This is a genomic window from Streptomyces panacea (assembly GCF_040560175.1).
In the GTDB taxonomy this organism is placed as follows: domain Bacteria; phylum Actinomycetota; class Actinomycetes; order Streptomycetales; family Streptomycetaceae; genus Streptomyces; species Streptomyces panacea.
Map to the genome: position 1 here is coordinate 1 of NZ_JARJHW010000208.1, position 12,488 is coordinate 12,488.

7 protein-coding genes and 3 pseudogenes are annotated in these 12,488 nt (G+C 66.7%); 3 read left to right on the forward strand and 7 right to left on the reverse strand.

The window, feature by feature from the left end:
• Window positions 1-125: 125 nt before the first annotated feature.
• A pseudogene (locus P3L51_RS31300) lies at window positions 126-392 on the reverse strand (site-specific integrase); the annotation flags it as partial.
• A gap of 458 nt (window positions 393-850) precedes the next feature.
• On the opposite strand from P3L51_RS31300, the gene P3L51_RS31305 reads away from it, so the two are divergent.
• Window positions 851-1,360: an SUKH-4 family immunity protein gene (locus P3L51_RS31305; protein ID WP_354608708.1), complete on the forward strand. Its 510-nt coding sequence runs from the start codon at window positions 851-853 to the stop codon at window positions 1,358-1,360.
• A 6-nt stretch (window positions 1,361-1,366) separates the two neighbouring features.
• Here the strand turns inward: P3L51_RS31305 and P3L51_RS36060 are convergent.
• Window positions 1,367-2,429: pseudogene (locus tag P3L51_RS36060) on the reverse strand (IS630 family transposase).
• A 132-nt stretch (window positions 2,430-2,561) separates the two neighbouring features.
• Complete coding sequence (locus tag P3L51_RS31320) at window positions 2,562-4,340, reverse strand: amidohydrolase (protein ID WP_354608709.1); 1,779 nt, start codon at window positions 4,338-4,340, stop codon at window positions 2,562-2,564.
• A gap of 1,099 nt (window positions 4,341-5,439) precedes the next feature.
• On the opposite strand from P3L51_RS31320, the pseudogene P3L51_RS31325 reads away from it, so the two are divergent.
• A pseudogene (locus tag P3L51_RS31325) lies at window positions 5,440-5,673 on the forward strand (transcriptional regulator); the annotation flags it as partial.
• A 164-nt stretch (window positions 5,674-5,837) separates the two neighbouring features.
• Here P3L51_RS31325 and P3L51_RS31330 read toward each other — a convergent pair.
• Complete coding sequence (locus tag P3L51_RS31330; protein WP_354608710.1) at window positions 5,838-6,593, reverse strand: SDR family NAD(P)-dependent oxidoreductase; 756 nt, start codon at window positions 6,591-6,593, stop codon at window positions 5,838-5,840.
• A gap of 168 nt (window positions 6,594-6,761) precedes the next feature.
• Here P3L51_RS31330 and P3L51_RS31335 point away from each other — a divergent pair, with 168 nt between their 5' ends.
• A complete protein-coding gene (locus P3L51_RS31335; RefSeq protein WP_354608711.1) occupies window positions 6,762-7,550 on the forward strand; it encodes a helix-turn-helix transcriptional regulator in 789 nt (262 codons plus the stop codon).
• A 183-nt stretch (window positions 7,551-7,733) separates the two neighbouring features.
• On the opposite strand, the gene P3L51_RS31340 is transcribed toward P3L51_RS31335, so the two are convergent.
• The 3 genes from P3L51_RS31340 to P3L51_RS31350 all read right to left on the reverse strand — a co-directional run.
• On the reverse strand, window positions 7,734-10,943 hold the full coding sequence (locus P3L51_RS31340; RefSeq protein ID WP_354608712.1) for a family 78 glycoside hydrolase catalytic domain: 3,210 nt from the start codon (window positions 10,941-10,943) through the stop codon (window positions 7,734-7,736).
• 107 nt (window positions 10,944-11,050) lie between these two features.
• Entirely contained in the window at window positions 11,051-12,310 is a 1,260-nt protein-coding gene (locus tag P3L51_RS31345) for an ABC transporter substrate-binding protein (RefSeq protein ID WP_354608713.1), read from the reverse strand.
• On the reverse strand, window positions 12,307-12,488 hold a 182-nt coding region (locus P3L51_RS31350), incomplete at its 5' end, for a hypothetical protein (RefSeq protein WP_354608714.1). The genes P3L51_RS31350 and P3L51_RS31345, both read right to left, overlap by 4 nt.

Sequence of the window (12,488 nt, forward strand, 5' to 3'; positions counted from 1 at the left end):
CCTGTCGTCCCGACTCGTGAGAGTCGCAGATCAGGGCCGGTTTCGGAGAAATCCGAGACCGGCCTTTGATCTTTTTTGGGGACCAGGTGGGGACCAGGGTTCCTCGACCGGTGTCAGCGGGTGATGCCGACGGGGGCGGCGGCGCACGCTGCGAAGAGGACGACCTCTCCCCAGCCGTGGAACCGATCGTGGGACGCCGCGACGAGGCGCTTCGGCCGACCGCACGAGAGGCCGTCCCGGACCGCCTGCTCCATAACGGGGACCAGGACGGCACTGGTGTTCTTGAGGGTTGACCGGCTGTGCTCGTCGGCGATCCAGTTCTGCACGGTGCGGTCGACGGCACCGTTGGTGATCATGCGTACCGGGACATGCCCGAGAGCGGGGACGACGCGCGGACACCGATGCGTTTGTCGCGTAACCATTTCCGCGAGCGACCACCCGCATAGGACACGGCCTTAAGCGGTCGGGATGAAGTTCCGCATCACGCGCGCGATCCGATCAAGGCCTTGGTCGAGATCGCGCCCAAGGCCGGGGAGGTCGGGCTGAACGTGCTCGCCGTGGGCGAGCACCACAATCCGCCGTTCGTGCCCCCTTGAGATCACCCGCACCTATGTCGGCGACTACGTGCCCATAGCCAACAAATACGTGTTCTGCCGAACGGGCCGGGTGTGCGGGCCTACTTCGCCGGATTCTTCAGCTCTTTTGCCGAAGCAGCCCCGGGCCGGACGGGCTCATCATAGTTCCCGCCCCCAATACTGAACTTGAACTCGTGATGTCGGGGTCTGCTGCGTGGTGGTCGGGCCCGGCTCGTGGCTTTCCCAAGGCGGGTGGCTACGGGGATGATGTCGGTGTGATTCGAGACCTGCCGCCGTTGCCGGTGCCCCAGTACGTCGTAGTCCGTATTGGCTGCTCACCAGAGGTGCCTACGGAGATCGCCGCCGATCTGCGTCAGACCGGCGTACCGGCTGGTCTGATCGGCTACGAGTACCGATCGCTGGCTGAGGCCGCGGTCTTCGGCAGGATCGGCAAGAGCGAGCTGGTCGTCTTCGGGACCAGTGGTCTGTTCGGACTCATCGCCATCGAAGTGGCTTCGGGCCGCATCGTGCACGTCCCCTCAACCGAGTCTTCGACCACCAATCACGTGAGCAGGGACCTCGGGGCCTTCCACCGGTGCGTCGCAGCCACCATCGCCCGCTTTCCGTTCTACGAAGAGGAAGAGGAGGACAAATTCGACGAGGCGGCGGACGACCTTCGCGAGGTCCTCGCCGCCCTCGATGACACCGCCCTCGCACACAACGGGCTATGGGAGACCCTGTGTGACGACATCGCGATGGGCAACTACGCGAACTGGCAAGACTGAAGCGCGTCAGCTCTCCAGTACCAGACCCGTGGCCGCCAGGCAGCCGTCCACCAGCGCCGGCCGGTACTGGATCCTTTTGAGGCGATGTTTCACGGCTCGGGTGATCTGGCTGAGGTCGGCTGCGGCGAGGTTGCCGATATCGCGTTTGACCAGGGACCAGATGCCTTCCTGCGGGTTGAGGTCGGGTGCATAGGTCGGTAGCTGGAAAACGGTGAGCCAGGCGGCGTTGGCCTCGAAGAACTCCCGCAGCGAAGCGACCAGGTGCATGCGCAGGTTGTCCCATACGAGAACGATCGGGCCGCCGAGCTGGGTGTGGGCGCGGGTGATCAGGTCGCGGTAGTCCTTCCAGCCGAAGCCCTTCGGTTCGTCCTTGCGCCCGCGGTACTCGCGGATCGCGTAGATCAGCCGGGACCGCTCGCCGGGTTTGTAGCAGGTCATACCTGCCATCGACACACGGCCCGATCCCCGTCCGCGCACTCGAACGACCGGGGTGAGGCCCTGGCGGCCCCAGGTCCTGGCGCGCGGCGGTGTCATCGACTGGCCGGCCTCGTCCTCGAAGACAACCCAGGCGTTGTTCACCGCTGCGGTGCTCTTACCCGCGGCCAGACCTCCCGCCGCCACAGCTCCACCGCGTCGTCATCGCGCTCGATCGCGCGCCGGGCGGGCTGCTGCCATGACCAGCCGTGCCGCCGCAGCAGCCGCCGCGTGCCCTGAACGGTGTACGTGACATGGAACAGGCGGCCGATCATCGTCTTCACCCGGGCCAGCGTCCACCGCTGATCGGTCCACCCGTGGGCCAGCGGTCCACGGTCCAACTCCCGTTCCAGCCTGGCTATCTGCTTGTCAGACAGCCGCGGCCGGCCGGGAGATCCCTTCGAACCAGTCCAGCCAGGCCCTCCTCGCGCCAATGGCGCCGCCAACGTTCCACCGACCGCTCAGAGACACGCAGCGCGGCAGCGATCTCCCGGTTCTCCTCGCCGGCCCCGAAGCCAGTCACGGCCTGGAGCCGGACCCGCTCTCGCCCGGCCCTCTCGGCGTCGGTCAAGCCGCCGCCCTGCGGATATCTCACCCCACCAGGACTACCGAGGCCACCCACACGCGGTCCGGCGAACAGCCCGACATCACCCGATCAAGTTCAGTAGCTTGCGCGAGTCGCATGCTGTGAGTGGCGGCCGAGGAGGCCCCACTCAAGCGCGTTGGCTTACTCGGCTCCGTGGTGGTAGCCCCCGAAATATTTGACGGGTGACCAAGCGGGCAGGATATCGGGCAGACGCGGCGTGAGGGTGCTGTAGTCCTGCGCCCCGAACACCACCCCTCCATCCAGGACAGTCAAGACGGAGCAAACATGTTTGATCTGATTCTCAGGAACGGTGAAATAGTCCCTGTCCAACAGTGCAAAATCCGCCAGGTGTCCTGGAGCGATCATGCCCATTTCGGATTCTGCGTTCATGAACCATGCTGAACCACTGGTAAACAGCTTGAGTGCCTCGACGCGGGACAGGCGATTGGCCTCAGCAAGCACTTCAGACCCGGAGACCGACTTTCCAGACACCATCCAGCTGACGCCTACCCACGGGTTGAAGGTGGCTGCCCGGAAAGCATCGGTGGTCATGGCGAGAGGGATTTCGCTATCGACCAGCTGGCGCAGGCGCGGAGTTCTCAGAGCCTTTTCGAGGCCGTGAGTTTTGATGAACGCATCTCCATGCAGCGCCATTTTGGCGTCCAAGGCAATTCCGCCGCCAAGCCTTTTGACCCGGTCGATGTTCTCCGGAGTGATGGTTTCGGCGTGTTCGATGCTCCATCGCAAACCGTCTAGCGGCGTTTCTTCGTTCATCTTCTCCAAGGCGTCAAGGAACGGCGTGATGTTTTCGTTGTAGCTGATGTGCATGCGAAAAGGGATACGCCGCCGGACCAAATTGGCGACATTTTCCTCGACGTGTCTCTGCATCTGGTCGGGGTCGATGATGACCGCCGGACGGTCGAAATTCTCATGATCGTGCACTTCCGCCTGCAACACTTCGCCGGCGCCACGATATTCGTGGCCATGTTCCAGGGTCGGGTGCAGGTTCTGACCTGGGCTGATGGGAGCGGTTTTGGTGATCGCTTCAATTTCTGCGTCCACCATATTGATTGGGCCGCCGTCGCCGAGTTGCATGTCGACGAAGGGCATGCGCACGTTGAGACGGTTGTCACGGGCCAGGACGTCTACGGTGGCTTGGGGTTCGGGGTAGCCCTCCCTGGCGCCGGCATCCACGACCGAGGTGACACCGAAACGGTTCAGGGCGTGGACGGTATGGATCAGCGAGCTGACTTCTTCGTCGAACGAAAGTTGCGGGACCATGGTCTCCACGGCGACGAAGTCGAATGTGTATCCGTGCATCACACCGGTGTAATGTCCTTGACCGTCCTTCTCGAATTCGGCTCCTGGCAGATCGGGAAACCGATCGGTGCCCACGCCCAACAATTCCATCGCCTGCTTATTCAGGAAGGCGCGGTTATAGGCGTATTGCACGATCAACGGACGGTTGTGCACGGCTTCGTGCAGCTCGTCCATCGTAGGGAACCGGTTCTCCGCGAACTGGTAGGGGGACCAGCCGCCGATCACTTTGACCCAGTGTCCCTCAGGCGTTCGCTCCGCCTGCTCGCGCAGCATGCTCAGCGCGCGACGCAGCGTAGGTACGCCGTCCCACCTTATATTGTAATTGTAGCCACTTTCGTTGAGCACGTGAGTGTGCGCATCGATAATGCCCGGAATGAGCCTGCGGCCGCGCGCGTCGATGATCTTCGTTTCTGAATTTTTCAAACTCAAAATGTCTGCATCGGGACCAACCGAGTAGATGCGGCCGCCCTTCACGGCCAAAGCGGATGCTTCGGTCTGACCGCGGTTATTGGTGAAGATTTTCGCATTGAATACGATCAAATCCGCACCGGGGGGATTCTTCGTCGATTGGGCTTGGGCGTTGGGCATAATTCCGGTCATTCGTCCTCATTCAATTGAAACTTATGGGACACGCCAGGAAAGAACCAGATCGCCGGGGGTCGAATGTGGTCCGGGGGCGTCCGCGATGCGTTGGGAGTGACTCATCGGCTCCATGCCGACGGGGCCGGTTCCTGATGTCAGTTGCTACGGGAGCCCACGGATTGGCATCTAGTTGATGCATCAAGCTCTGACGCTAGTGTAAGTCACGCATGCACACAAGGCGCGGGATCGTGGAGCACCGCCAACCCGGGTTGCTGATCGGCTGGTTCGGCCCCGGTGGTGCCCCTGCGGATGTGTACGGGTCCCCCGCAGGAGAGACGGCCTCTCCCATCCCAGTGGCGATGCGTTCTCAGGCTGTGAGCTGGAGCGTGGCGGTCGCGTGCCGGGGGTGTGAGTCCGATGGTGAGGTTGCGCGGGGTGGCCATGGCGCGGGGTGTTGTACCGGTGCGTACTCGTGAGGCGTCCTCGCCGTAGGTCACGTCTCTGACGTGGTGCGGGGCCTCAACTGACCAGTGTTTCCGCACGAGTTCGGCGAGTTGTTCTGGGCCGGCCTGCTCGGGTGGGAGGCCGGTGACCGCGTAGACGGTCTTCGTCTCGACCTTGCCGGTCTTGCGGTGGGTGCGGCGGCGCTTGATCTCCATGGCCTCGACGGCGTGGGGGAAGAACGGGCCGGGCCGGACGGTGTAGACCTTGAAACGGCGGACCTCACGGCGGCCGTGCCCGGCTCGATGAGCAACGGCGGTTCACCGAGGCGTGCCTGCATGGGCTCCGAGCCAAGGTCTGCGAGGACGTCGATCCCCTGGACCGCTACCTCCCGCCACAAGTGGCCGCGATAGCACGCAAGGTCGCTGAGTGCGTCGAAGTGCCGGAGCCGGCCACGACGTGACGCCGGGGAGACACGGTCGTTGGACAGCGCGAGCCCGTACCGGACCCCGGGGACGTCACGCCTGATTCCCCGGACCCGTGGTGTGTCCGGCTCAGGTCGGCTCTCGTTGTCCGGCGGGTCGGTGAGGCAGCAGGCCATCACCCTCACCACCGACAATGTCCGCCCGCCAAGGCCGGCAGGACGAGTCGTGCCCGGGAACCGTGGAAAGCAACGTTGATCGATAGAACCGGACTGGCCGAGTTCCTGCGCCACCGCCGGGAGTCCCTGCAACCCGAGGACGTCGGCCTCGTACGGGGGCGACGACGCCGGACCAGCGGGCTGCGGCGCGAGGAAGTCGCGCACCTGTGCCACATGTCGACCGAGCCCTACGCACGACGCGAACGCGAACGCGGCCCCCGGCCGTCCGAGCAGATGATCGCCTCGATCGCCCAGGGCATGAACCTGGCGCCGGGTGACAGCGGAGCGGTTCCTCGCCGTGGTGCAGGAAGACATAGGCCGTGTCGTCGGGCTGTCTGTCGCCGCGCTGCCGCAGCGCGTCGGGAAGAGTGCGTACGTCCACACGCGGATCGAGTCGGGTGGCGGTCAGGTTGTCAGGTCACCTTGCCGGTCGATCACCACGGGACGTCCACGCCTTCCCAGAGGGTGAAGGTGCCGGTCGGCCCGTTCGGTCCGAGGCGGGCGACGCGCACCACCTCGCGGGCGGCGTCCTCGACCGACTCCGTCCCCTCGAAGTTGACCAGTGAGGTGTTCGCGAACCCCGGCGAGACGAGGTTGACCTTGATGTCGGTCGCTTCCAGCTCCATCATCATCGACAGCGTCACGGCGTTGAGCGCCGTCTTGGACGCGGAGTAGACCGGCTCGAAGGTCGAGCGGTACGCGAAGGCCGGGTCGGCAGCGTTCGTCAGCGAGCCAAGTGCGCTCGTGACGTTCACGATTCGCGCGTCCGACGACTTGCGAAGCAGTGGCAGCATGGCCTGGTACACCGCCAGCGCGCCGAAGACGTTCACCTCCCAGACGGCCCGCACCTCCTCCAGCGGGGCGATGCTCGGCTCCGACAAGGCGCGGAGTTCGGCCATGCCGCCGACGTCGGCGCGGGTGGTGGAGATGGCGGCGTTGTTGACGAGCAGGTCGAGCCGACCTGCCTCCTCACCGATCCGCTCGGCGGCCGAGGCGATCGACGCCGCGTCGGTCACGTCGATCCGGAGCGCGGTGGCACCGTCGCCGATCTCGGCGGCCGCCGCCTCGCCGCGGGCGAGGTCGCGGGACCCGACGAACACGGTGACGCCGTCGGAGACCAGCTCCTTCGCGACCTGCTTGCCGATGCCCTGGTTGGCTCCGGTGATGAGAGCGATGCGGTTCGTGGGCACGAGGACCCTCCTTAGTCTGATGCGGGTGCGGTGGAGAAACGCTCGTGCCACCCGACACACGTCGCGCTCCACGACAACCGTGCGCGATCTTCGACAGACGGGGAAGACCCCCTCAAACCTGGTACTGGGAGGGCCAGTCAACCGACGGCCGATGGCAGAATGCTGTTCATGCCGACGACGAACAGGGCGGACTTCGGGAAGTACCTGCGTCATCAGCGCGCCATGATGGCACCTCCCAAGCAGCCGGCCGACCGGCCGCCGCCACGGCGACGGGTCCCGGGGCTGCGACGACAGGAACTGGCCGAGGCCGCCGGGATCTCCGTCGAGTACTACACCCGCCTGGAGCAGGGGCGGGCGCCACGACCGTCGCGGGAGATCCTCACCGCACTGGCACGCGCCCTCGGCCTCACAGCCGCCGAGCGCGATCACCTCTTCCGACTCGCCGGCGAGCTGCCCCCCGAGCCGCTCGCCCCTGACAGCGAGATCCGGCCAGGGCTCCTCCGACTGCTGCGCGGCCTCGACGACACCCTCCCCGTCACCGTCCACAACGGACGCCTGGACGTGATGGCGCGCAACGCCGCCGCCACCGAACTCCTCGGGCCCCTCGCCGGCGCGGGTCGGTACCGTCGCAACATCGTCCACCATGGCTTCACGCCCACGGCCCGCCGCATCCTCGGAGACGACGGAGCCCACCGGTACACCCGGTGGGCCACGGCGGAACTCCGCTCGGCGATGGGCCGATACCCCAACGACCAGTACCTCCGGTCCCTGTTCACGGAACTCTCGGCCACCAGCGCCACCTTCCGGAGCCACTGGGCACAAGGCGAGGTCACAGCAGGGCGGTCCGCCGTGAAACACCTGCGCCACCCGACCCGAGGACTGCTCACCTTCCAGAGCGAGATGCTCCACGACGCCGAACGGGACCACTGGATCGTGATCTACGCACCCGCCGAATGACCCGGGATCCGACGAGCACGTCGTCCCGCTGCTCCCGGTGCCGATTCCGGCACCGACAGCGCGGTCCCCGCCACGGGCCTCGACCTCGAAGGTCCCCGATTCGCGGACTCGGTCCGCGAGACCGGCGGGAGCCGATCCAACGGCGACGAGCCAGGGGGAGTTCATCGGCCGCGAGACCGATGATTACGTTGTGCTGGGTACGTCTCGTACGGTGAAGCTGTACGTACCGGAGGGCACGTTGTAGATGGGGCGGTCCCCGGCGGTGTCCTGGGGTGTGGCCCCGTCCGGGCCTTCGTACGGCCGGACGACCCCCTTGGGCAACCTCACTTCGGCCGTGGTGTTCGGCGGCACGGTGACTGTCAGGCGGAAGGTGTCGCCCTTGAGGGTCCACTTGGATGCGGCCTCGCCGTACGGGGTCCGGTAGCTGCCTTCGGCGTGCGTGAGATCGCCCGCGACGCGTGGGTCGATGACGAGCTCGCGGTAGCCGGCGGAGCCGGGTGCCTGGCGGATTCCGACGAGCGCGCTGTGGAACCACTCCTCGATCTGAAGGAGGATCACATGGTTCTTGGAGTTCCCCATGTCCCACTGCTCGGGGATGGTGGTGAGGCCCCCGGGGTTGGCCGTGGTGGGGGCCATGAAGTACCCGTAGCTTGGCCGGGTGTCCTCCTGGAGGACCTTCCACAGCACGTCGTCACGGCCGGCGGCCGTGAGTGCTCGTACGGTCGGCGCGAGTCCGATGGTGCCGCCGCCGAAGTGCGGGCCGCCTCCGAATGGGTGGAAGTTCTCGACGAGTTCGACGAGTGCGCCGAGGACCCGCTCGCGCTCGCTGTCGGGTACCAGTCCTTCGTCGAGCGCGAGTGCCTGCGCGGCCTGTGTCGCGCCGGCGGTGCCGAGGTTGCCTTCGCTGGTGTAGCGGCCCAGTGCCGTGTTGAAGAACACGTCGTTGAACGCGGTCTTGATGTGGTCGGCGAGAGCGCGATACTCCTCCGCGTCGGCGTGCCGCCCCAAGAGAGCGGCCATCTTCGCCATGCGGTCGGCGATCTGGTGATACCCCCACGTTCCGGTAATCCGGCCCGAGGTGGGCTCGGCCGCGATCCAGTCAGCCAGCGCGGCATCCACGATGAACGCGTTGGCGCCCGTACCGGCCTTCCGCGTTCTGATGTACGTCAGGAACGCCTGCATCTGGGAGTAATAGCTCGCCATCGTCCGGGTGTCGCCGTACGTCTCGTACAGGTACCACGGCGTCAGGACGATCCCGTTCCCCCAGTTGATCTCGTCGCCGAACCTGCCGGTGTAGCCCCAGTCGTAGACGGGGGCCTTCAGCGCGACGTTGCCGATGTTGTCTCCGGCTCTGGACTGGCCTTCCGCGAGGTGGCGTTGCATCGTGCGCAGGTAGGCGGCGTAGCCGAAGTGGCGGTGCAGCGAGCTGAAGGGCTGGAGGTAGTCGGCGGGATAGGCCAGTTTCTCGCGGCCGGGGCAGTCGGTGAACGTGGACATCATGTTGCTCATGACGGAGTAGCGGGCCATGCGGTGGATGCGGTTGATCCGCGCGTTGGACGTGGTGAAGGTGCCTGCGGCCGGCGTGTCCGCGTGGAGTTGCAGGCCGGTGAGCGTCCTGATGCTCGGCTTGTAGCCTTCGGGGAGGCCGGTGACCTGGACCCATTGCATGCCGAAGTAGTTGAGTTCGGGGTGCCAGCTCTCGCCGTCGCGGTCGCCGCGCGCGGTGTACGTGGCGAACACGTCGGTGCCGCGGCCGGCGCCGCCGCCCATGATGGACGCCTGGCTGACGGTGCCGTCGGCGGCCAGCGACTCCGCCGGCCGCATCGTGACCGTGGTGCCTGCCGGTACGGACCGGTCGAGGGTGAGTTCGGGCCGGCCGGCGAAGTTCTGGCCGAAGTCGAAGACCCATACGCCGGGGCGGGGCTCGGTGAGGCCGACCGGGCGGATCCGGTCGACCACTCTTACCGGTTCGCCGGCACGCCAGACGAGTTCCGTCGTCAGGTTGGGGGGCGGCGCGATGCCCGCGTGGATCCATCCGACGGGTGAGCCGTCGCGGCGTTTCGCCGTCGCACCGAGGTCGGCTCGGGGGTCGGCCCACCCGGCTTGTTCGCGGCGTGCGTCGTAGTCGGTCCCGGAGTACCAGTTGTCGGTCGTTGCCGGGCCGAACGCCGTCTTCCACGCACGGTCGCTGACGATCGTGTCGACAGAACCGTCAGCTCTTGTGATCTCCAGGCGGGCGATGAGCCGGGGTGTCACAGCGGCGCCCGCGCTGGGGTCGGTGCTCGCCAGAGAGTTTCCCGAGCCGGTGACCGCAACGCCCGTCGGGTGGGCGGATTTGAGGCCGGGCTTGAAGCCGATGCCCGTCCCCTCCGCGCCTGGCGTGCCGATCGCGGTGATCTCACGCGACTCCAGTCGCTCTCCGCCGTCACCCGTGTCGATGTTGACCGTGCCGCCGATGTGGTAGCCGGTCACACCGCTCACCTTGATGACGGTGTCCCCGGCCCCGGCCGGCGCGGACAGGGTCCCGCTGCCCTTCACCTGGCTCTGCCACCAACTGTACGGAGCCGTACGTCCGGTGGCCGGATTGGTGACGGAGCGCGTCACCAGCGCCGTCCCGTTCCCCAGCTCGACGCCCACGGTGTTGGCACCAGGGCGCACCAGGCGCGTCACGTCGTACACGCGATACTCGGTGGAGAGCTGGTAGTTGGAGTTGCCGGGCGCGAGAACCTCGTCGGTGACGGCCTTGCCGTTGAGCTGGGCGAGGTGCAGTCCGACCCCCGAGAGATAGAGCCTCGCCTTGACGACTCCCGCCGCGTGCCGCTGCTCGATCTTGAAGGGACGCGCGAACAGCGGCAGCGGATCGCCGACTTCACGGGCCGGGTACTCGATCCACCGGGCCTCGCCCCAGTCACCGCGCTTCAGAAGCCCCATCTCCCACGAAGAGGGCCGGCTCCACGGAGTCACACGGCCGCGGTTGTCCCACACCCTCACCTGCCACACCACCTCCTGTCGGGACGTCAGGGCGCGCCCGCTCCACGGGATGTCGGTCTGGGCGTCCGAGCGGACCTTGCCGGAGTCCCAGAGATACGGGCCCCGGACGAGATGCGGAGCACTGTGCGCGGCCCGTATCTGATACGCGCTCTGCGCCCACCCGTTCGGGGCGTTCGTCACGCGCCAGCCCAGTCTCGGTGCGGTGTCGTCCACACCGAGGGGCTCGTCCTCGCGGCCGTTGACGCTGAGGTGACCGACCGTCGTCGGCGCCGTCGCGCCACGGTGGTCGAGGGCGGCGGCCGTGCCGCCGGCTCCCAGAGGCAGCGCCAGACCGGCCGCACCGGCTACGAGGATCCCGATGAGGTGTCTGCGGCTGAGGCCGTTCCGCGGCTCTGCGGGCATGCTGAACTCCTTGCTCGGTGTTCGGTGGTATTCGCCCACGGTCCGGGGCTGATCGGAAACGCTCCACCCGGGCGTACCGGGGAGGGGCTGAGGCGGGTTCGTGCCGGTCAGGTTCCGGCCCGGTAGTCGCTGTCCATGTCCCTGAGCACGTCGTCGGCGTCGGCCTGGCCGCTGAACATCTCCTGGAGGCCGCTGAGCATGGTCTGCTGCACCTTGGAGTTGGGCCAGAGCTGGTCCATGAACGGCACGGTTCTGTCTTCGTCGATGAACGTGGTGAGTTCGGCGAGTGCGGGGTCCGAGGTGTGGCCGGTGCCGGGGAGCGTCGGCAGGCTGCCCTGCTTCTTCGCGAACAGGCTCATGCCGTCGGGAGACATCACGAAGTCCACGAACTTCAGGGCGAGATCCTTGTTCTTCGCCTTGGCGTTGACGCCGTATCCCATGCCGGCCGCGGCGGGCATGAGGAACCCGCCGGGATCGTCGCTCGCGGGAAGGGCCTTGAGGACGAACTTGCCGTCCGGGTTCTTGCCCTTGAGCAGGGCCACGATCCAGTTGCCCTGGACGATGCCCAGGGTCTTCCCGCCGGCGGCGAGTTCCTGGCTGGCCTCGTAGCTGGTGCTGAGCGGGCTCTTCTGGAAGCAGCCGGTCTTCTCCATCTCCTTGTACTTGGCCAGTGCGGTGGTCCATGCGGACTTGGCGAAGGTGGCCCGGCCGTCCTGCATCTTCTTGTCGAAGTTCCGGTCGGGGCCGTAGACGGTGGTGGCGACGAGTGCGTAGAGCACGGTCTGGGTGACCCAGTTGTCCTGGTTGCCCAGGGCGAAGGCGGGGGTCTTTTTGGCGGCTGCCTCGCGGCAGAAGTCCAGGAGTTCACTCCAGGTGCCCGGTGGGGTGAGTCCCGCCTTGTCCAGGGCGTCCTGGTTGTAGACGGCGCCGATACCGTTGAGGCCGAAGACCGCGTTGTACGTCTTGCCCTCGTACTGGGCGACGGATTTGACCGCGGCGGGCATTTTCCGCGCCCAGGGCCGGTCGGACAGGTCGAGCAGGTAGCCGGGTTCGGCCAGAACGTAGGTGGCGCCGGGGTTGCCGTTGCCGGGCCACACCGACATCACATCCGGTGCGGTGCCGGAGGCCAGTTTCGTACGGATCTGCTGCTGGTACTGGTCGGCGCCGCTGGTGGTCAGGCGCACCTCGACGCCCGGATTGGCCTTCTTGAACGCGGCGACCACGTCCTCCACGGATCCCTGGTCGACCGAGGCGATCGTCAGGGTCTTGGAGGTGCTGCCGCTCGCGTTGGTGCCTCCGCTGCACGCGGCCAGCACGGTACCGGCCGTCAAGGCGGCCACCAACGCCGTCAGTCTGGTTGTTCTCATGCTGTCTCCCGAGAGAAGAGGACCGGTCGGCTGCTGACCGGCGGAGTGTGGGTGTCGGATGCCGCGGCACTGACGACGTGGTGGCCGGAGGCCAGGTGGAGCAGAGTTCCGGTCTCCGCCGGCTCGACCGCGAGCACTCCCGGCCGGATGGCCGCGGGCTCGCCGCCTTTCCCTGGGT